Annotated in this window: 20 protein-coding genes; 18 read left to right on the top strand and 2 right to left on the bottom strand. The window is 34.1% G+C overall.

Translation table 11 applies throughout. From position 1 onward, the window contains the following. Positions 1 to 8 precede the first annotated feature (8 nt). The 7 genes from GTR01_RS02425 (at position 9) to GTR01_RS02455 (ending at position 5440) form a co-directional block, all read left to right on the top strand. On the top strand, positions 9 to 410 hold the full coding sequence (locus GTR01_RS02425) for an acyl-CoA thioesterase (RefSeq protein ID WP_160136275.1): 402 nt from the start codon (positions 9 to 11) through the stop codon (positions 408 to 410). Continuing rightward, complete coding sequence (locus GTR01_RS02430) at positions 400 to 783, top strand: hypothetical protein (RefSeq protein ID WP_160136276.1); 384 nt, start codon at positions 400 to 402, stop codon at positions 781 to 783. Before GTR01_RS02425 ends, GTR01_RS02430 begins: the two co-directional genes overlap by 11 nt. A 90-nt stretch (positions 784 to 873) precedes the next feature. Next, the gene (locus GTR01_RS02435; protein WP_160136277.1) at positions 874 to 2319 is read left to right on the top strand and encodes a serine hydrolase; all 1446 of its coding nucleotides are present in this window, start codon (positions 874 to 876) and stop codon (positions 2317 to 2319) included. 73 nt (positions 2320 to 2392) lie between these two features. Then, positions 2393 to 2839 (top strand): 6-pyruvoyl trahydropterin synthase family protein, encoded by a 447-nt coding sequence (locus GTR01_RS02440; RefSeq protein ID WP_045500594.1) that lies wholly within the window; start codon positions 2393 to 2395, stop codon positions 2837 to 2839. Positions 2840 to 2863: 24 nt separating this feature from the next. Beyond that, positions 2864 to 3634: a UDP-2,3-diacylglucosamine diphosphatase gene (locus GTR01_RS02445; protein ID WP_160136278.1), complete on the top strand. Its 771-nt coding sequence runs from the start codon at positions 2864 to 2866 to the stop codon at positions 3632 to 3634. 194 nt (positions 3635 to 3828) lie between these two features. Next, a complete protein-coding gene (locus tag GTR01_RS02450; RefSeq protein WP_160136279.1) occupies positions 3829 to 4821 on the top strand; it encodes an acyl transferase in 993 nt (330 codons plus the stop codon). Between the two features lie 73 nt (positions 4822 to 4894). Then, the gene (locus GTR01_RS02455) at positions 4895 to 5440 is read left to right on the top strand and encodes a hypothetical protein (protein ID WP_160136280.1); all 546 of its coding nucleotides are present in this window, start codon (positions 4895 to 4897) and stop codon (positions 5438 to 5440) included. Between the two features lie 226 nt (positions 5441 to 5666). On the opposite strand, the gene aqpZ is transcribed toward GTR01_RS02455, so the two are convergent. Beyond that, positions 5667 to 6383 (bottom strand): aquaporin Z, encoded by a 717-nt coding sequence (aqpZ, locus tag GTR01_RS02460; protein WP_160136642.1) that lies wholly within the window; start codon positions 6381 to 6383, stop codon positions 5667 to 5669. 219 nt (positions 6384 to 6602) lie between these two features. Here aqpZ and GTR01_RS02465 point away from each other — a divergent pair, with 219 nt between their 5' ends. The 6 genes from GTR01_RS02465 (at position 6603) to GTR01_RS02490 (ending at position 11622) form a co-directional block, all read left to right on the top strand. Further along, complete coding sequence (locus GTR01_RS02465) at positions 6603 to 7223, top strand: DUF5715 family protein (RefSeq protein WP_160136281.1); 621 nt, start codon at positions 6603 to 6605, stop codon at positions 7221 to 7223. A 64-nt stretch (positions 7224 to 7287) separates the two neighbouring features. Then, positions 7288 to 8058 carry a hypothetical protein gene (locus tag GTR01_RS02470; RefSeq protein ID WP_228452137.1) on the top strand — a complete coding sequence of 257 codons (771 nt, stop codon included), beginning with the start codon at positions 7288 to 7290 and terminating at the stop codon, positions 8056 to 8058. 16 nt (positions 8059 to 8074) lie between these two features. Beyond that, the gene (locus tag GTR01_RS02475) at positions 8075 to 8698 is read left to right on the top strand and encodes a hypothetical protein (protein WP_160136283.1); all 624 of its coding nucleotides are present in this window, start codon (positions 8075 to 8077) and stop codon (positions 8696 to 8698) included. Then, entirely contained in the window at positions 8659 to 9480 is an 822-nt protein-coding gene (locus GTR01_RS02480) for a sensor histidine kinase (protein WP_228452138.1), read from the top strand. The genes GTR01_RS02475 and GTR01_RS02480 overlap by 40 nt, the downstream gene beginning before the upstream one ends. After that, on the top strand, positions 9449 to 10126 hold the full coding sequence (locus GTR01_RS02485) for a response regulator transcription factor (protein WP_160136284.1): 678 nt from the start codon (positions 9449 to 9451) through the stop codon (positions 10124 to 10126). The genes GTR01_RS02480 and GTR01_RS02485 overlap by 32 nt, the downstream gene beginning before the upstream one ends. Before the next feature lie 161 nt (positions 10127 to 10287). Further along, a complete protein-coding gene (locus GTR01_RS02490; protein WP_160136285.1) occupies positions 10288 to 11622 on the top strand; it encodes a T6SS phospholipase effector Tle1-like catalytic domain-containing protein in 1335 nt (444 codons plus the stop codon). A gap of 89 nt (positions 11623 to 11711) precedes the next feature. Here GTR01_RS02490 and GTR01_RS02495 read toward each other — a convergent pair whose 3' ends face one another. After that, positions 11712 to 12857: a histidine decarboxylase gene (locus GTR01_RS02495; RefSeq protein ID WP_160136286.1), complete on the bottom strand. Its 1146-nt coding sequence runs from the start codon at positions 12855 to 12857 to the stop codon at positions 11712 to 11714. Positions 12858 to 13328: 471 nt separating this feature from the next. Here GTR01_RS02495 and GTR01_RS02500 point away from each other — a divergent pair, with 471 nt between their 5' ends. The 5 genes from GTR01_RS02500 (at position 13329) to GTR01_RS02520 (ending at position 20592) form a co-directional block, all read left to right on the top strand. Then, positions 13329 to 15266, top strand: a complete 1938-nt coding sequence (locus GTR01_RS02500; protein ID WP_160136287.1) for an ABC-F family ATP-binding cassette domain-containing protein — start codon at positions 13329 to 13331, stop codon at positions 15264 to 15266. A 224-nt stretch (positions 15267 to 15490) separates the two neighbouring features. Continuing rightward, positions 15491 to 15844 carry a hypothetical protein gene (locus tag GTR01_RS02505; protein WP_160136288.1) on the top strand — a complete coding sequence of 118 codons (354 nt, stop codon included), beginning with the start codon at positions 15491 to 15493 and terminating at the stop codon, positions 15842 to 15844. Between the two features lie 267 nt (positions 15845 to 16111). Then, entirely contained in the window at positions 16112 to 18496 is a 2385-nt protein-coding gene (locus GTR01_RS02510; RefSeq protein WP_160136289.1) for a TonB-dependent receptor, read from the top strand. 52 nt (positions 18497 to 18548) lie between these two features. Continuing rightward, positions 18549 to 19121, top strand: coding sequence for a hypothetical protein (locus tag GTR01_RS02515; protein WP_160136290.1), 573 nt, complete (start codon positions 18549 to 18551; stop codon positions 19119 to 19121). A 136-nt stretch (positions 19122 to 19257) separates the two neighbouring features. Further along, the gene (locus GTR01_RS02520) at positions 19258 to 20592 is read left to right on the top strand and encodes a trigger factor (protein WP_160136291.1); all 1335 of its coding nucleotides are present in this window, start codon (positions 19258 to 19260) and stop codon (positions 20590 to 20592) included. Positions 20593 to 20636 lie beyond the last annotated feature (44 nt).

A 20636-nucleotide genomic window follows, 5' to 3' on the forward strand; every position in this document is an offset into this window, starting at 1 on the left:
TCAGCAAGATGAATTTAATGTACGAAAAACAAATCAAAGTAACCCAGGAACATATAGACCAAAATAACCATGTGAATAATGTTCAATATGTACATTGGGTGGAAGAGATTGCTGCCGAACACTGGAATCTTTTAAAACAAAAAACAGAATATGAAAATGATGTCTGGATGCTTCTGGATCATCATATCCGATATAAAAAACAGGTTTATCTGGATGATATTATTACGGTAAAAACGTATCCGCAAACACCCGAAGGTGCAAAGCAGCCAAGAAAAGTAGAATTCTATTGTAATAATGAACTGGTAGTGGATTCAAGTACACTTTGGGTTCTGTTTGATACAGCAGCAAAGAAGATAAAACGGCTGGAAACTGATTGGCTGGAGAAATTAGAAAAGCAGATTGAAAAATAAATTAAGAAAAATAACGATAGAACATACAGAGTATTTGTATGCTGTTACCGATAAATATGATGCTGTTTCCGAAACTAATACCCTTACGGTAAAAGTATTTTTAAGTGGTGAAAAACAGACTCCATTAATTATTGATTTTCTAACCTTTGAACATTATTTCATGGGGCAACCTCTAAAATCAGGAATCAGTTTGATGAATGCAGTAACAGATTCCTTAGAAAATGTCAATATCAATGAACCAAAATACATTCAAAAATTTATTGTAAAAGGAATAGAAAAGGGCTGGAATGGAAAGAATAAAATGGAAAAACAAAATGGTTTGAATTATTTAGCTGAATTAGGGTATGAAATAGGATCACTAAAACCTAAATGAAATATGCCGACAGTGTATTAAAATAAAATTCAAAAATTCTGTAACATAATAACGTTCCTAGATGTCTTATCAATAATAGATCAACAGACAATGACGAAATCCGTTTTAGCAGCTATTTTTTTTAATATATCCATTTTAGGCTTCAGCCAGACAGCAGAACAATCCAAAGCAATTGACAGCTATATAAAAAATGTTATCCAGATCAATGAAATTCCCGGGATGGCCGTAGGAATTGTAAAAAATGATAAGGTGACATTTCAGCAATACTATGGGCGTGAAAATCTGGAAACTGGTAAGAAAGTGAGTGCCACATCCATGTTCAGGATATTCTCTATTACAAAACTTATTGCCAATATAGGTCTTTTTAAACTTATTGAGGAAGGAAAAGTATCGTTGAATGATAAAATTTCAAAATATGTAGACAACCTGCCCAAAGGCTGGGAAAACATACAGGTGAAAAATCTTCTTTCCCATTCTTCTGGACTTCCGGATATGTTTGATATTAACGATTTCCCAGAAAAAGCAACTCCTAATGAGGTTATAGATCGCTTATCAAAAGAAAAAATAGAGTTTGAAGCCGGAGATCATTACCGGTATAATCAGACCAATTACCTTTTGATTACAATGATTATTGAAAAAATAACGGGGAAAACTTTTGAAAAATATATTCTGGAAAATCAATTTCCGGACTCTAAGAATAAGGTGGCAGTTTCTTCCAACTCGGTGGAGGAAATTCCTAATAGAGTAGTGAGGTATATTTATAATCCGGAAAAGAAACAATATGAAAAATTAATGGCTATTCATGGGCTAAGATCTCATTCTTCCAATGGCCTGGCCGTTACCCTTCCTGCTTTTTTACAGTGGAGTATCCATTTCAGCAAAAATGATTTTCTGAAACCGGAAACAAAAAAAATGATGTGGAAACCATTTGATTATAAAAATAACGATTGGGAATTTGGGCATGGTTGGGAAATTACGGATTCTAACAATACAAGATCATACGGTTTTTCCGGTGGAAATGTAAGTGCATACAGTATCTTCCCGGATCAGAATATGGCGATTATTGTGATGTATAACGGAAGTAAAGGATTTCCAGTAATGTATCAGATGGTCAATCATATTGCAGGAATTATAAATAAAAATCTGATGGATCCCTATACATTGGCTGAAGAAATTGCTATTTCTGAACCGCTTGCTCATCCTGATCTGAAAAAGAAAATCTATGGTTATAGGTTAGAAGGAGACAAAGTGATTTTTTCCTATCAGTATCCTGAAAATTTAAGTACAGAGTTTATTAAAAGTATTTCTGTGGCAGGTAATTTTAATAATTGGAATCCGAATGATGCATCTTATCGGATGATTCCCAAAAAGGATAATGTTTTTGAATTGGCAGTACCTAAATCTCAGTTTGAAAAAGGAAAAACTTATGGATTTAAGTTTGTAATGAATAATAAAACCGGATGGTTAACAATACCATACAATGCAGCGAATACAGACGGAACTTCAGATAATAATCTCACCCTGAAAATTGATTAGAATTTTATTTGAAAATCATTGTAATAGAGACAGTCTTTTTCTTTGTTAAGCGGTTTTGTCATATCTTTGCAATATGATACGTATTACAAAAATTTTTACATTCGAAACAGCCCACGTACTGTACAACTACGATGGGAAATGTAAAAATATGCATGGACATTCCTATAAACTGTTCGTAACAGTGAAGGGAAAACCGATTAATGATATTGATAACCCTAAAAATGGGATGGTGGTTGATTTCGGAGATATCAAAAGTATCGTAAAATCTGAAATCGTAGATGTTTGGGATCATGCAGTGCTTCTGAATGCGCTGACTCCTCACAAAGAATTGGGAGACGATCTTGAACAAAAGGGCCATAAGGTAATCTATTGCAGTTTCCAGCCAACCTGCGAAAATATGCTATATGCTATTGCTGCTAAAATAAAATCAAGACTTCCCGAAGGAATTTCCCTGGCTTATCTTAAACTTCATGAGACTGAAAATTCTTATGGAGAATGGTTTGCAGAAGACAATCAATAATTATTATCTCATAAAGCTCACAAGGTGTTAAAAACAACAATTAATTTAGAACCTGGAAAAAAAGTATACTTTGCTTCGGATCAGCATTTCGGTGCCCCTACACCTAAAGAAAGTAAGGTGCGTGAAGAAAAGTTTATACGATGGATGGATCAGATCAAGGAAGATGCACAGGTTTTATTTTTAATGGGTGACCTTTTTGACTTCTGGCATGAATGGAAACATGTGGTACCCAAAGGATACATACGTGTTCTGGGAAAAATTGCTGAACTGAAAGACCGAGGAATCCAAATTTATTTTTTTGTAGGGAATCATGATCTGTGGATGAAAGATTATCTTGAAGAAGAAATCGGATGTACCGTTTTTTATCAGAAACAATATTTTGAAATGGGTGGAAAACAATTTTTATTGGCTCATGGAGATGGTTTGGGGCCTGGTGATAAAGGCTATAAAAGAATGAAAAAAGTCTTTACCAATCCAATAGCACAATGGTTTTTCAAATGGCTTCACCCTGATATTGCCATGAAAGTAGCTTTGTATATGTCTCAGAAAAATAAAATGATCTCCGGAGAAGAAGACAAAGAATTCTTAGGGGAAGACAAAGAGTTTCTGATCATTTATTCCAAAGAGAAGCTGAAGACTGAAAAAATTGATTATTTCGTATATGGACATCGTCATCTTCCGATGGTGCTGGATTTAGGACACAATTCAAAATACATCAACCTTGGAGATTGGATTTCTTATTTTACCTATGGTGTTTTTGAAAAAGACTTTGAATTAAAGACATTCGAAAAATAAAACAAAAAAATTACCCCTAAAAGAGGTAATTTGAGAATGAGTGGGGGACTCATTCTGTTTTTAATCCATATTCCATTTAGGTACTTGCAAGAAGTTTACCAAACTCAAATTCAGATATTAAAAAAAAGTTAAATAAAAATATTTTATTCAGATCATTACTTTACACTGAAGTAATAGAAGATTGAAAAAAAATTATGGAGACGCAAAATATATTCAACATACAGACCGAGCAGGATTTCCTGAATGCAGCATTGAAAACATTTCGTTATCAGTATGAAAATGTTGAGATATATAAAAAGTTTGTAGATTTTCTAAACATCAATCCGGATGAGGTTGATAACCTGTCAAACATTCCTTTTCTGCCCATCGAAATGTTTAAAAATCATCAGATTCTGGATAAAAATATGACAACGAATCTTTATTTTCAAAGTTCAGGGACTACACAGATGAATCTTTCCAAGCACTTTATTGCTGATACAGGTTTGTATGAAGAAAGTATTTATAAAAGCTTTGAACAGTTTATCGGCAAACCTGAAGATTTTATTTTTCTCGGCTTGCTTCCTAGTTATCTCGAAAGACAGAATTCATCCCTGATCTATATGGTAGATTATTTAATGAAAAAATCTGCGAAAGCTGAGAATGGATATTTTCTTTACAATCATGCTGATCTTTTTGATCTTTTAAACCAATTGGAGGATAAAAAAGTAATCCTTTTCGGAGTTTCTTTTGCTTTATTAGACTTCTTGGACTACTGTCATTCTGAGCGTAGCGAAGATTCTTTGAGTATTCTTGAGAACTTAATCATTATCGAAACCGGAGGAATGAAAGGCAGAAAAGAAGAAATGACAAAAGATGAGCTTTTGAAAATTTTGCAGGATGGTTTCAAGACTGATAAGATCTATTCAGAATATTCAATGACAGAATTGTTATCCCAGGCATACTCTCTTGGTAATAACGAATATCTTTGTCCTAATTGGATGAAAATTAAGATCCGAAATGCAGAAGATCCTTTCTCTTATGAAAAAGAAGGAAGAACAGGGGCAATCAATATCATCGATTTAGCCAATACTCATTCCTGTTCATTCATCGCTACTCAGGACTTGGGTAAAATAGTTGGTGATAAATTTCAGGTGCTGGGAAGAATAGATCATTCTGATATCAGAGGATGCAGCTTACTGGTAAGCTAAATAAACCCTGCTTGGGGATTCATGATGCAGGATTTCTGAGAATAAAAAGAGGTCTCATTTCAAATTCTAAATGATGCTTAAAATAGAAGAACTTGTTCACGCATATATCCACACCCATTGCGATTTTGAAAAAGAACTCGTGCTGACTAATTATTTTCAGGCAGATTGGGAAGCAGATATACTCATTATTGATGCTGAAGGAATGAGTCATGAAATTGAGATCAAGCTCTCCAAAAGTGACTTTAAAAATGATTTCAAAAAATCATATCTTAATAAAGATACAGGAGAAAAGTTTCTGAAACATGATAAAATTTCCTGTGGAGATTATGTCTGTAATGCTTTCAGCTTTTTGTTGCCGATGGGAATGGTAGAATCTAATCTAATTCCTGAGCATTGTGGAATTATTGAATTTTATCATAATGCTGACACCTGGGACACCGAATTCTATCTCATCCGTCCTCCCAAAAGGCTTCATGAAGATTCTTATTGGAAACTGAATGATAAAGATCTGTTCATCAGAAAAATGGCTCTCAATTTATTACAACGCAAAATGGAAATCAAAGGCAAACATGAAGAACTGATTTTCAAAAATCCTTTTGATCTTAAAAATAAAAAATAATATCAGAGTACTTATAACAAGAGTAGATGAAATTATTTTTGTTACTTACATTTCATTTTTTACCACCACATAGTCACATAGATATAATCCTTTATTAGTGGCAAAATCTTCCTAAAAGTAAAGCATTTTCATCATAAACCTGCGTCTAATAATAAGAATAAGCTTCTATATAAAAAAATCCTGTCTGATGACAGGATTTTATAGTGATTTGTAATTCTAAAATTAATTAATCCGTGATTTCTGCAGAATCTCTCTGAAGTAAGAACTTGTAGATCAATCCGCCCACAATTCCACCAAGAATCGGAGCTACCCAGAACAGCCAAAGCTGTGACATAGCCAAACCGCCAGTGAAAACAGCCTGAGAAAGTGATCTTGCAGGGTTTACGGAGGTATTGGTGATTGGAATAGAGATCAAGTGAATTAAAGTAAGGGCAAGTCCGATAGCGATACCCGCAAACTTACCATTAGCCCATTTATCTGTAGCACCCATAATCACGATAAGGAAGAAAGCTGTTAATAAAAACTCAGCAAGAAATGCTGCACCCATGCTAAATGCTTTTCCGTTGTATACTGCTTCTCCATAAAAATTGGTAGCAAATGCTCCCGGTTTTGAGAAATCTACAACTCCGGCTCCATTAAGGATCGTGTATAAACATCCTGCAGCTACAATAGCTCCCAGACATTGTGCTACAATATAAGGAACAAGATCTTTTGCAGAAAACCTTCCGCCTGCTAAAAGTCCAAAAGAAACTGCGGGATTGAAGTGCCCACCTGAAATATGTCCTACCGCATAAGCCATTGTAAGAACAGTAAGACCGAAAGCTAAAGCAACTCCTAAAAGTCCGATACCGATGTCAGGAACACCCGCTGCAAAAACAGCGCTCCCACAACCTCCGAAAACAAGCCAAAATGTGCCGAAAAATTCAGCAAAAAGTTTTTTTATCATATTGTTTATTTTTAAATGTAACTCAAATGTAAAATTTATATCTTAAAGTAAAAAGTTAAAACTGAAAAAATATTTCAAAATTGGAGCAATAAAAATTACAAATTCAGCAAATTGGTTTGATGTTTGTTTGGGATTTGTGGGGATACTATTATAGATAGATTTGAATGAAATAACATAATTGTTTTATTCTTCGTAAGTAATTTAAAGTGGTGGTTAATGAGAAAGTTTCTTTGTGTGGTCTTTGTACCTTTTATGTATAGTTTACATTATTCGCAGGCAGCAAAAAAAGCGCTTCCCTGCTATGATCTTACAACTGTTTTAAAGGTGGAGCCTACTGCGCTTTATAAACCCCATCTGGACGCGTCCAAAAGTTTCGGGATCCATTTGTTAAAAGATTCCAAAACCCTACAGAAGTATATTAATAACGGGAAGTTTCATAAAATAAAAAAATCTGGAAAAGGATATCAGGTACAAAAGCTTGATTATAGCAAAGCCTATATGGTTTCTAAAGGGAAAACAACCTTGGAGAATATCGGATCCAAATTCAGTAAAGCAACAAAAGGAGGAACATTCACGGTTTCATCCATAACCAGAACACTGGAAGATCAATGCAGGTTGAGAAGGGTCAACTCCAATGCTTCTCTTGGAATAAGTTCTCATAATTATGGGAACTCCTTTGATATTTCTTATGTAAGATTCAATAATGTTCTCAAAAATAATCCGAAAATGGAAGTAGCTTTAGAGAAAGTTTTAAAGCATTATGCGGATGCTGGGAGAATTTATTACATCAAAGAAAGGCAACAGAGTTGTTATCATATTACAGTGAAAAATTATTAATTAAATTCCTACTTGCACAGCATGTTTAGTTTGTATAATTTTATACAACTAAAAAACCATGCTTATGACAACATTAGACATCGTAGAGTATTTGCTTCCTGTGGAAGAGTGTATAGCTGCCGCAAATAGATGGGACTCTTGCCGTTCCGATTTTTCCAAAATGAAAGATTTAATTCCTACGAATTATGTCTTTAACATTTCTGATGGCACACTCAATTGGATGAAAAGCTACAAAGATTATCCTGAATTTTGTGCTGCAATGGGAATATGGAAAGATCAGGTGATTTTGATCTTTTATCCATTGAATGAAAAAGGAGACCGAATTGATCAAAGAGAATATCCTTTTAGCTCTCTTAAAGAACTTGATACTGATTTACCCCTGCAAGAAGTTCAGGAATATACTATTGTTAAAAATGCAATTCTTTCCAAAAGCCTTGAAAAAGTAGAACAAACCTCAGATATGGCTTACCCTATCTCTAATAAACCTATTCTGGATCAGGATGTAGCGATAGAGGCTATTGAAACTTGGAGAGAATCAGGGATGGATTGGTTCTATAAAGAGTATCAGGAGTCTAAAGGAATGAGCATTTTTAAAAGATTCTATGTGCCTACAGCAGATTTATGTCTTGCCGATTATGGTTTGAGAGAGATTAAATGTTCTTTTGGACTTAAATATAATAAGGTGTATGGAAGGATGCTGGTAACTCTGATCTTTATTTCATTCCACGAAAATCTTCAAAACTCACCACGTGCAAATATGATTTCCAATTTGTATGACTGGGCAAAACCATGTCCCCCTATTTGCCGTATCCCGGAGATGGAAAATGGATTTTAAAATAATAAATTAAGGAATGGCAGATCTTTATAAGACGATTTTATTCCTAAACTATGGATTGCTTCTTGGCGTTATAGTGCTGGGAGCTATTAAATACCGCATATTAAATCATAAAGAAAAGCAATATTTTTATTGTATTGCTTTTCTGTTTTTTATTGAACTGCTGAATCTTGTTCTGCCTTATATTTTAAGGCTTAATGATACTTCATTCCTTTACCCGTTTTACATTGCTGGAGAATTTTTTCTACTAACGGGTTTATTTATTAGAAAATTAGGGTTCTCGAATTTATTTTTGAAATTGGGTGCAGTGCTTGCTGTTGGCTTTATGATTTTAAAATATGGCTTTAATTATCCTGCCAATAGTGATATTGTAAAGGTAGTTTCCAACATTATAATCATCTGTCTTTCGGGATTTACATTGATTGGTGAAATTAAAAATACATCAGTTCAGAATCGCTTTCTTTGGGTAGATACCAGTATTTTTTTCTATTATTCAGTTTCAGTATTTATTTTTATTATCCAGCATCAGATTGTCAATCTTTCAGAGAACAATTATTACATTCTCTTCAGTGTTAATAATATTCTTTCCAGTATATTATATTGCTCACTTATATATACCTTCATCCGATTAAAGAAGTAACTTTAAATATCAATCTTTTAATTCTTATAATTGTTACCATAGCAGTTATAGTCTCTTTTATTTTATTGGCTTACAGGGCTTTTATCAGTAGAATTATTAAGGAGAAGAATGCTCAGCATGAAGTAGAGGTTCTTTATCAGAAAAAATTAATATTAGAAAACATCAAAGCTCAGGAAGAAGAAAGGAAAAGAATGGCTGTTATGATTCATGATGATATCGGAAATAGGCTTAATATTCTTTCCTTATGGCTCAATAACCTTGATACCCAGGGGGATGAGCTTATTAAGCAAAATATTTATAGCCAGATGTCTTCACTGATTGATGCTTCCAGGAGTATTGCTCATTCATTGTATCCGGTTAATCTTGAATCGGTAGGGTTGGTTTTATATGTAGAAGAGCTCATTGCCAATCTTTCTCATAAAATAAATATATCTATGCAGGTAATACCCGGATATGAGAAGAAGGATCTCTTTGTAGAAGTACAGTTATACCGAATTATTCAGGAGTTTACCACCAATGTCATCAAGCATTCCACAGCGACAGATCTTTGGATCTATATTAAAGATTATCCACAGAATATGGCGGTTGTTATTTCAGATAACGGGCAGGGATTTGAGTATGAAAAGGTGAAAAAAGGCATGGGAATCAAAAACATTGAATCCAGAATCAAATCGATGAATGCCATTCATAAATGGAAAAAATCTTTTATAAATAAAGGAAGTCGTTTAATTATTAAAATTCCAAAATACCATGAGTTCCCAAATCAAAATAGCACTGATTGATGATGAACAGCTCATCCTTGAAGGAGTAAAAATGCTGCTGTCCAATGAAAAAAATATATCAGTGTCTCTTACTGCCGATAACGGCCCAGAGTTTATAGAACATCTGGAAAAGCTTTCTGAAAAAGAATTTCCAGATATTGCACTGGTAGATGTTCAGATGAAACCCATGAATGGATTTGAGCTGGTAGAAATTCTTAAAGAAAAATATCCAGATCTTAAAATCATTATTTTGTCCTCTCATTATAAGACCTCGATCCTTGGTTATATGGTCAAATTAGGGGTTTCTGCTTTTCTGCCAAAAAATTCAGATAAAAAAACGTTTATTGATGCCATTACGATGGTAAATAAAAATGGTGTTTTTTTTACTGCTGAAGATCATCAGATGTTGTTCACTTATATGAATAGTTCAGCTAAGAAAAACTCACTTTTTGAAACTGAAGATGAGCTCTCTGAAAGAGAAAAAGACGTTGTGAAGTTGATCTGTCAGGAGTTTACAAACAATGAAATAGGAGAAAAACTTTTCATTAGCCCCAGAACAGTTGAAAGTCACAGGCAGCGTATTCTTGAAAAAATAGGCGCTAAAAATACAGTGGGAATAGTGATTTATGCCATTGTTAATAATATTTACACTCTTGAAAAAATATAAAAAATATAATAGGATTCCGTAGAAATACGGAATTTTTTATTTAGTACTTTTCACTCTAGCCAAACTGCTCTTTCTTCCGTTATTTTGGAATGTCTCTTTGAGGGATTTTAAATAAAAACATAAATGTACAGAGATGATCTGTAATAAAAATTAGCAAAAGAATGAATGGCAGTAGAGTGATTTCCGTTGGGATTTTTTTTGACGGTACGGGAAATAATGGAGTAAATGCACTTTCATCAGATAAACCATTGAATAATAATGAAAGCTATCATGGTGCATTCACCAATATCTATAAACTATATAAATTATTTATCGGTAACGAAAAAATATACATTGAAGGAATAGGAACTGTAACAGGAAGTGAAGACAATAATTTTGCTATAGCAACATGTGCAAATCCGCCTTATGGAAAAGGATATTCTTCAGATGATAAGCTTCAAAAAGCAGAAGACTTTGTCCGGAAGATCATTCACGACCAAGACGATGAATATCATTTTTATTTATATGGATTTGGAAGAGGAGGTATGTTGGCAAGAGCTTTTAGCCATTGGTTATTTTCAAATTATTCTTTTACCAATATCAAAATAAAGTTTTTAGGAGCTTTTGATACTGTAGAATCAAAGCCCTTTAATACTTATAATTTGAACGTATCTCATCATATAGAAAAGGCACTTCATATTTGTGCAGCTAATGAATCCCGATTCTTTTTTCCATTGACTGGCTTTTTTGAAAACTCAAGCATGATGAAGGATTCTCAACTTCAAAATAATACCTCTGTTCTCAAAGAGATTTTTGTGCCGGGAGTGCATGCAGATATTGGAGGTGGATATTTGGAAGGGCCACAGTCTGTTTATATTTCTACAGATTTTGCCAATTCGGATGATTTGAAGAATTATGTTCAAAATATAAGAAATGGAAAACAAGGAATGGAAGGGAATCAAGTTTGGGATGCCTTACTTTCTGGATTTGGAATTGAAAGAAAAGATGCTTTTTCAAAAGCTTATATCTCCAGGGATAAAGTATACAGTGAGCTTTCAAAAATATATGGAAAACTAATGTTGAAAGAATCTAATGAGGTTTCCCCAGTATTTAAGATAGGAAATGATCTTGAAATAGACTATAACAGACATGCTGTATTAGAAGATTTTTATGAAGAATTACAGGATTATATAGAGCAGTTTTCCGTAGCTGAAAAGCCTTCCTATAATTACAGAAAACTGGTTGATTATATTCATATTGCTGCCAATTTCGGGCTGTATCATGATCGATTGAAGAATAGATCTGAGTATGAAATGAATGTCGAGCTGCTCAATAATGGATTGAACGTTTCGAGCAATACTACGGTAGATCAGAAGAATAACGTAAGACTTTCTGTTGAACTTCATCTTCCTGAAGATAGTTTCGTGACTGATTTTTTATACGGAACCAATGTTCCTAATAATGATATTTGGACTCGGTCAATTATCAAAACTCCGGTGACGAGACTGGTGAAATAAATAATGAGTGTTAGTCCTTTAGTTTTAAATTTAGGTTGTAAGGGCATCTGATATGATGCCCTTTGTATTTTTTTAGAAAAAGAACTTTATTATATTTCCTTTTGAGCATTAGAATAAGATTCCTCTTTAAGATCCTGAATCAGATGTTCTATCATCTTTTTTGTAATTCCGGGTCTAATGATGATATGACTGAATTTACCATGGGTAGCCAGTTGCCATTTATATTGCAGTTCTTTATTGACGCGTGGAATAAGAATGGTTAGACTATTTGGATTTTGCCATGCATCAATGCCGAAGTCTTTCATTTTTGTCAGGGCATAGGCTGTGAGGGTAAGGCATTCTTCAAGGCGATTACGCAGACCTTCAGCTCCTAAATATTTGATACTATACCAAAGAAGGAGAGGAGTAATAGCATTTCGTGAACCTGTAATTGTATCATCAAGGCTGTCAAGGACATCTACATAGCTTGAAACCTTTTCTTTATTGTGTTTTAAAACAATAACAACTCCACAAGGAATAGGTGATCCTATGAATTTGTGACCACTTACAATAATAGAATCAGCGCCTTCACTAAAATCAAAATAAGGTTTGGGAGTTAAAAATTGGGCATAGGCCCCACAAAAAGCTGCATCACAATGGATATAACGCTTCTTGATATTAAGTTTGTCTAAAATATGTTGAATTTTCTGTATATCGTCTCTTGCCTCTTTAAGAGTAGTTCCAATATTAGCAACCATAATAACAGGGTGCTCAGCATTGATAAGAATTTTTTTTTCAAGATCACTATAGTCTATTTCACCAGTAATCTGAGTCTTGATTTTCTGATATTGCAAGCCTAAAATATCAATATTCTTCTCAATACTGTAATGAGCTTCCTCTGAAAAATAAACAATACCTTTTGGATATAATCGCTTGGCAAGATAAAGAGCATATAGGTTACCTTCTGAGCTTCCATTGGTGACATATCCCCAATAATTGTTTTCTGGAGCCTTGAGCAAATCAGCAAAAAAGCATACAACCTCCCGTTCAAAAGAATGCGTATTCATATGATAGGAACCTCCATGGTAAAATGAGTCGCCAGCATTGTTAATTGGAAATTTTAGAAACTTATAGAGAGGACTGTAATCAAAATCAAAAGCTACAGGGTATCCAAGAAAATAATTGATCTTTTCATCCAGATAGCTCTCAAGCTGATCAATTTTTTTTTTGTCTTCTGGTAATAAATTTTTATTCATTGGGTATTAATGGTTTTGTGTTTCATAAAGATAAGAATATTTTATTATGTTTTCATTTTGATGGTAATAAATTTTTATTAATATTTTATTTTTGTTAAATTGATTTTATGTTTAGAAAAATATTTGTGATATTTAATAATGTAATGATGCCTTTTAAGTAGAATCGTTGAGTTTTAAATTAGATATTTTATACTGTAATTTTGAGATTCTCATTTTTGTTACTTTGATATTGAGTTTGATTTTAGATAAAAAGAAGGAGAAGAAATATTAAAATTTCTGTAGGCTGATGATTACTTACTAATAAAAGAATATTCGGAACGAATAAGATCTTTTTAATGTTCTATTTTGTTGGAAAATAAATTGATTAAAAGCTGTCCGTTTTTGGCAGCTTTTTTATTTCTGGAGTATTCATTTCTTTTTCCGTACTTTTGCCCCGAAAATTCAATTACTCATTACTAATTATTAATTAAAATGCTTTCGGTTCAAAGTTTAGGATTACATCATTCAGGAAATTATTTATTTCAAAACGTAAATTTCACCATTAAAAAGGATGATAAAGTAGGGCTCGTAGGAAAAAATGGAGCTGGAAAATCTACTTTATTGAAAATGCTATCCGGAGAAATTAACTTCTACGAAGGAGAAGTAGTTACAGAAGGAAGCATTACCATTGGTTTCCTGAAGCAGGATCTTGATTTTGTAAAAGGAAGAACTGTTTGGGATGAAACTATGCAAGCTTTTGAACAAATCAATGCTTGGAAAAATGAGTTAGAAGAGGTTAACCATCAAATGGCAACCAGAACTGACTATGAAAGTGATTCCTACACAGATTTAATTAATAAAATGACCGAGCTGAATGACCTTTTAATGAACCATGATGCCTACAATTTGGAAGGTGATATGGAAAAAGTGCTGTTTGGTCTAGGGTTTAAAGCAGATGATTTCCAAAAGATCACGGATGAGTTTTCAGGAGGATGGAGAATGAGAATCGAATTGGCAAAATTACTTCTTCAAAAGAATGATATTATGCTTCTCGATGAGCCTACCAACCACTTGGATATGGAATCTATCATCTGGCTGGAAAATTTCCTTAAAGATTATCCGGGAGCAATTGTTCTGGTAAGTCACGATAAGCAGTTCATGACTGCAGTTTGTAACCGTACCTTTGATATCAACAATAGAAAAGTAGACGATTATAAAGCCAACTATACCAAATATCTTGTGATGCGTGAAGACCGCCGTGAAAAGCTGATTCAGGCTAAAAAGAATCAGGATGCGGAGATCAAGCAAATGGAAGATAACATTAATAAGTTCCGTGCAAGTGCTACAAAAGCTTCTTTCGCACAGTCCCTTATTAAGAAACTGGATAAAATTGAACGTATCGAAGTAGATAACGAAGACGTTTCAAAATTCAATATCCGTTTCGTACAATCTATGGTTCCTGGAAAAGTAATTTTCGAAGCAGCAAACCTTGGAAAAGCTTACGGTCAGAAGCAGATCTTTGATAATGTAGATTTCATCGTTCAAAGAGGAGACAGAATTGCCCTTTTAGGACAAAACGGACAAGGAAAAACAACATTAGCTAAAATTTTAGCAGGAGATATTAAAGATTATTCGGGAGACTGGAACCTTGGACATAATGTAAACATCGGGTATTTTGCTCAGAATCAAGAAGAAGTTTTAACACCGAATAAGACAGTTCTTGAAGAAGCAGAAGATGCAGCAACAGAAGAAACAAGACCAAGAGTAAGAGACTTATTAGGATCTTTCCTATTCCAGGGAGATGCGGTTACAAAGAAAACAAAAGTACTTTCCGGAGGAGAAAGAAACCGTCTGGCTCTTTGTAAACTGTTACTTCGTCCTTTCAATACGTTGATTATGGATGAGCCTACCAACCACTTGGATATTCAATCTAAAGAGATCATCAAATTAGCGTTACAAAATTTTGAAGGTACACTGATTGTAATCTCTCACGACAGAGAATTCCTTCAGGGACTTTGTGATAAAATCTATGAATTCCGTGATGGTAAAATGAAAGAATTCCTAGGAGATATCAATGAATACCTTGAATACAGACAAAAAGAAAGCATCAGAGAAATTTCTGCAGAAAAAGCTAAACTACATGGTGCTGAGGAGGTAAAGGCAGAAGCAAAACCAAAAGTGGAAGAAAAGCCGGTGGTGAGCAGCAGCCAGACATCCAACATCATCACCAAGGAACAGAAAAATATCCAAAATAAAATCAAAAAGGTAGAAGAGAAAATTTCTGAGCTTGAAACGAAAGTAGAAGAAATGGAAGCTTCTTTCACTAAAGAAAATCCTTCCGATGAAACTTTAGAAAAATATAATAAAGCTAAAGAAGAGCTGGAAAATGCTCTGCAGGAATGGGAATATTTAGGTTCTCAATTGGATTAATAATGAATACAAAATACTAGGGTTCGGAACTCGAGATACGGGTTCCGAATTTTTTTATTGGAAAGACAGATTAGACTTCAGCATCACATCATAAATATATAATGATCAATTTATCCATCAAAATGGTGTTTTAACTTTCAAATTTTAGTTGCTAATTTCCATCATCATTAATAGATTATTCAAAATTAACACGAAGTTTTAAATTATTTTCCTAATTTTGAACCATGATTAAAGAAAGCAGAAACTTAAAGAGTTTTATCTCCAGACTATTGTGTGGAGTGTACTTCCTCGCGCTGCTTTCTCAGAGTTTTCACCATCATGATTCAGTAGACTATTTTAAGGCGTTTAATCTTAAAAAAGTCGAAAATTCAATGACGAAAGCTACACATAAAGAGAAAGCTGGCGATTGTCTGGCTTGTCATTTTTTGGCTACCGGGCATACTTTAGCTCCTGAAGAATTCAGCTTTAGCTTTGAGCATTATACGCACGAAGTAAAGCAAATTATTGCCATTCAGGAGAAAATCTGGTCACAGACCAAATTTACCTTTCAACTTCGTGGGCCACCCGCAATTTCTTAATCAATACTCTTATTGGGTTGAAACTCTATATACTTTAGAGGTCAAAAATTAATGTTCAGCGTTTAACGTTTATATTTAAAGTTGTTGTAGAACAACTGTCGGTTTGTAATAGGCAGTAGATATCTCAAAGATTTTCTATGGGCTGATGTATAATCCGGGACTTCATCATTAATACATTGTACTCTTGTACAATTGAATCGACCCATTCAATAAATTTTAACGAAAAATGTACCCTTTATTAGAGGGTATGCAATCAATCTATTTACAATGAAATTGATATATTGCCTGTTGCTGATCTTTTGTGGATCGGTATTTACGAGTGCACAGAAAACGTATACTGTACAAGGAACTGTTCAGGATTTTCATGATAAAACCATGTTGGAAAATGCAGTGGTGAAAATCGGAAACTTTACAGCAAAAACAGATAAAAAAGGAATATTTTCCTTTGGTAAAGTCCCTGCTGGGAAGTATACACTCATTGCAAAACATCCTGATTGCAATGATTATACTGAAAATATAGGAGTTGATCAGGATCTTCACATCGTTATTACACTGGAACATCATAGTAATGATATTGAAACCATTACAATACATGGAAATCATAAAAATAATGGTTCATTGGTTATCAAAACAGTCAGTAAATCTGATATAGAGAAGAATTCTACCGATAATCTCGGGAATTTATTATCTAGAATTTCAGGAGTAACTGCTTTGAAAACTGGAAATAATATTTCAAAACCTGTTATCCATGGTCTTTATGGAAGCCGTATCAGTATCTTAAATAATGGAGTACGATTGGCTGAACAGGAGTGGGGAGTAGAGCATGCTCCTAACGTTGATATCAATAATTTTCAACACATTGACGTAATTAAAGGGGCATCAGCATTGAAATATGGAAGTGATGCAGTAGGCGGAGTCGTAGTAATGGAGCCTGAAATTTTTCCTAAAAAGGATACCATTAAAGGGTCTGTCGGACTTACCGGAATTTCCAATGGAAGAGGTCTTGGGATAGATGTAGATGTTGCAAAGACATGGAAAAACGGCTGGGCTGTAAAATCTGGCGGAAGCATTAAAAAATTGGGTGATCAAAGTGCTCCTGACTACAATCTGAAGAATACAGGAATGGATTTTTCATCCTTCAATTTTACGGTTCAGAATAATACCTTTGATAGGGGAATCTCATTTGATTATTATCTAACCAATCAGAATATTGGAATTTTAAGAGATTCACATGTTTCTACATCCGAAGATTATGAAAGAGCAATGACTGCCAATCCTCCTGTTTATTCAGGAAAATTCAGTTATGATATTGATAACCCGAGACAGGTCGTTGAGCATCATATTGCCAAGGTCTCTGCATTCAAAAGATTTGAAAATATCGGAAAATTATCAGCAACATACAGTTATCAGTATAACCATAGACAGGAATATGACATCAGAAGAGGAGAATTGAAAGATACTCCGGCTCTTGACCTGGAATTAATGACCCATCAGTTTAATATTAATGACTTGATAGAAAGAGGAAAATGGTCTTTGGAAACAGGAATTGATGCAGGTTTTCAGAATAACTATTCTGATCCGGCAACAAAAGCAAGACGTCTGATCCCGAATTATGATAAATATTCTGCAGGTGCTTATTCTATTTTCAAATATAAAATTTCTCCAGAATTCAACTTCGAAGCAGGTGCTAGATATGATTTTACCCGTTATGATGTAACCAAATGGTACGATAAAAGTGACTGGGAAAAATCGTATGCAGATGCTTATCCACAGTTTTATGTGAAGACGGATCAGAACAGAATTCTTACACGTCCGCAGCTTAATTATAACAACGTTTCTTTCAACGCAGGATTGGAATACCGTCCCAATGCCAACTTTGATCTGAAATTTAATTACGCTAAAGTGGGAAGAGCTCCTAACGTAGCTGAATTATTTTCAGATGGTCTCCATCATTCTGCAGGAGTAATTGAAACCGGAGATATGAGTCTGAAAAATGAACAGGGACATCAGTTTAATCTGAATATTGATTCCAAATTCAATGTTCTGAAAGGATTGAGCGTTTCCGTAAATCCTTATTTTTTCATTACTAAAAATTTCATTAATGAAGTTCCCGTGGGAATTAAGGCTACAATCAGAGGTGTTTTCCCGGAATGGGAATACCAGCAGATTGATGCGAAAATGTATGGTGTAGATTTAGATGTTAACTGGAAACTGACAGATGACCTGACCTATGTAGGAAAGGGAAGCTATGTATATGGACAGGATGATACGAATAACGAACCGTTGATTCTAATGATGCCTCCTAATTTTTCCAATGCGCTGCAGTTTAAAAAAGAAAAATGGAATAACTTCTATTTCACAGTTGAAAATCAAACGTTTCTAAAACAAACCAGATTTCCAATCCGTAATGTACCATTGGAGCTTTATGAAAATGGTGAGCTGGTGGATAAAATACTGGACATCAGTACTCCGCCAAACGGATATTCACTTTGGAATATCCAGACCGGAATTAATATCAGCAAAAACTTTTCTGCAGGACTTATCGTCAACAATCTGTTCAATACTTCATACAGAGAGTATCTGAACCGTTTAAGATTCTTTGCGAATGAGCCTGGAAGAAACTTTATTTTAAGCTTTAGATACAAATTCTAGAGGCCTTAAAAAAACTACTTAATCAAAATTTTACAATTTTAAAATCTTAAAAATGAACAAACTATTCAATACTAAAAATATTATCAAATTATTAGCTGTTTTATTTATTACTGTTACTACGGTTATTTCCTGTCAGAGAAATGGCTCTGCAGAAGAAGATGATCTCCCTCAGGAAGAACTTACCAACATTATTTTGCTGGTAAAAGAAGAGGGAGCGGCAAATGCTATTTCTTATGATTACAGTATAGGAGCAGGAGGAACACCCACTATTCCTCTTAAAGACGGGAAGAGCTATATTGTTGAAGCAAAATTCAGAAATGGTAATGAAGATGCTACGAAAGAAATTATTGATGCTAAAAATGAACACTTTTTGATTTTCGACTTTCCAAAGTCTGATATTACAGTAGAAAGACAAGACGGTGGCGATTTAAGAAATGATGGAAAAAGAGTAGGGCTAAGAACAAAATGGACGGTTGCAAAAGCAGTAAATGGTGATGCACCATTCTTAAAATTAACTCTTATCCACTCTCCGGAAAGTGTAAATGACGCTAAATCAGGAACTGCATGGGGAAGCGTGACAGGAGGTGAAACCGATGCAGAAGCGAAATATAACCTAAGTAATTAGGAATAATTAATCTTGTTTAAACCACCGAAACTCTCGGTGGTTTTTTATTTAACAATATTTGGCTGTTTTAGTTGATTTTAAATGGGTGATTTTCATAAAAAATTCATATTTTTGCAACCTAAAATTTTAATCAATAATGAAGGTTACCGCACAAAACCATGATGATGTAAGTGCATTACTTACTGTAACATTGGAGAAATCTGACTACAAAGAAAAAGTAGAAAAGCAATTGATTAATTATGCTAAAAATGCGCAAGTTCCTGGATTCAGAAAAGGGAAAGTGCCTTTGAGTATGGTTAAAAAACAATATGAAGCAGGAATTGCATTTGAAGAAATCAACAGACAGGTTTCTGATGCTTTGAACAACTATGTTAACGAAAACAAGTTAAGATTAGTTGGTCAGCCTATTCCTCAGCCTGTAAACGAATTAGATTACAATGCTGATCAGGTAACAGTTGCTTTCGAAGTAGGATATGAGCCTGCATTCACTATAGATTTAGCTAAATATGAAGCACCTCACTATAAAGTAGAAGCTTCTGATAAAGAAATCAGCAAGAGTATTGAAAACATGCAGAAGCGTTTCGCTGAGCAAGTTCCTCAAGATAAAATCACTAAAGATTCTTACATCGCTTTAGAAGTTTCTCAAGTTGTGGAAGAAGATGCTGAAGGAGAGCACCACCACCACCCAAAGAACGTTACTATTACAGCTGAAAACAAAGAAGCTTTCAAATTAGTAAAAGCGTTGAAAATGGACGGATCTGTAAAAGTAACTAAAGAAACTCTTGCAGGTGATGAAGAATTAGCTAAAGAATTAGGATTCAGCAAAGAAGAAGTAGAACACCTACACCACAACGAAATTGAAGTTAAAGTAAAAGACTTCTATTCATTGAACTTAGCTGAGCTTAACCAGGAGTTATTCGACAAAGTATACGGAGAAGGAAACATTAAGTCTGAAGACGAGCTTAAAGATAAAGTTAAGACTGAATTAGACGAGTATTTCCAACAAAATGCTGACGTTCACTTCGTGAATAAAGTATTGGAGCAAGTTACTGAAAAAGAAGAAGTAGCACTTCCTGAAACTTTCTTAGTAAAATGGTTAATGTTCTCTAACCAGAACATCCAGTCTGAGGAGCAAGCTAAAGAAATTCTTGAAAACGAGAAAAACCAATTGAGATACCAGATCATCGAAGGTAAATTGATGACTGATAACGAAATTAACCTTGATTATGCTGATGTATTGGCACAAGCTGAGCAATTAGTGAAAAACCAATTGGCGATCTACGGAATCCACCACTTAGGTGAAGAGGAGATCCAAAAATATGCTGTTGAGATGTTGAAAGATCAAGAGCAAGTAAGACAAATCTCTTCTGAAGTTGCTATGGCTAAATTAAAAGATGTAATTCTTGAAAAAGCTAGCAAAAAAGAAACTAAAATTTCTCACGACGAATTTTTAGAAGAGCTTAAAAAATAATTATACGCAGATATAAATATTTCAAAACCGCCAAGTATTTGGCG

The organism is Chryseobacterium sp. c4a (assembly GCF_009900745.1).
In the GTDB taxonomy this organism is placed as follows: Bacteria; Bacteroidota; Bacteroidia; order Flavobacteriales; family Weeksellaceae; genus Chryseobacterium.

Coding starts and splice junctions, on each gene's coding strand:
- GTR01_RS02510 (WP_160136289.1), top strand. CDS start 16,112: ATGAAATTGATATATTGCCTGTTGCTGATCTTTTGTGGATCGGTATTT.
- GTR01_RS02465 (WP_160136281.1), top strand. CDS start 6,603: ATGAGAAAGTTTCTTTGTGTGGTCTTTGTACCTTTTATGTATAGTTTA.
- GTR01_RS02435 (WP_160136277.1), top strand. CDS start 874: ATGACGAAATCCGTTTTAGCAGCTATTTTTTTTAATATATCCATTTTA.
- GTR01_RS02470 (WP_228452137.1), top strand. CDS start 7,288: ATGACAACATTAGACATCGTAGAGTATTTGCTTCCTGTGGAAGAGTGT.
- GTR01_RS02450 (WP_160136279.1), top strand. CDS start 3,829: ATGGAGACGCAAAATATATTCAACATACAGACCGAGCAGGATTTCCTG.
- GTR01_RS02440 (WP_045500594.1), top strand. CDS start 2,393: ATGATACGTATTACAAAAATTTTTACATTCGAAACAGCCCACGTACTG.
- GTR01_RS02515 (WP_160136290.1), top strand. CDS start 18,549: ATGAACAAACTATTCAATACTAAAAATATTATCAAATTATTAGCTGTT.
- GTR01_RS02485 (WP_160136284.1), top strand. CDS start 9,449: ATGAGTTCCCAAATCAAAATAGCACTGATTGATGATGAACAGCTCATC.
- GTR01_RS02520 (WP_160136291.1), top strand. CDS start 19,258: ATGAAGGTTACCGCACAAAACCATGATGATGTAAGTGCATTACTTACT.
- GTR01_RS02495 (WP_160136286.1), bottom strand. CDS start 12,857: ATGAATAAAAATTTATTACCAGAAGACAAAAAAAAAATTGATCAGCTT.
- GTR01_RS02475 (WP_160136283.1), top strand. CDS start 8,075: ATGGCAGATCTTTATAAGACGATTTTATTCCTAAACTATGGATTGCTT.
- GTR01_RS02455 (WP_160136280.1), top strand. CDS start 4,895: ATGCTTAAAATAGAAGAACTTGTTCACGCATATATCCACACCCATTGC.
- GTR01_RS02425 (WP_160136275.1), top strand. CDS start 9: ATGAATTTAATGTACGAAAAACAAATCAAAGTAACCCAGGAACATATA.
- GTR01_RS02500 (WP_160136287.1), top strand. CDS start 13,329: ATGCTTTCGGTTCAAAGTTTAGGATTACATCATTCAGGAAATTATTTA.
- GTR01_RS02490 (WP_160136285.1), top strand. CDS start 10,288: ATGAATGGCAGTAGAGTGATTTCCGTTGGGATTTTTTTTGACGGTACG.
- GTR01_RS02505 (WP_160136288.1), top strand. CDS start 15,491: ATGATTAAAGAAAGCAGAAACTTAAAGAGTTTTATCTCCAGACTATTG.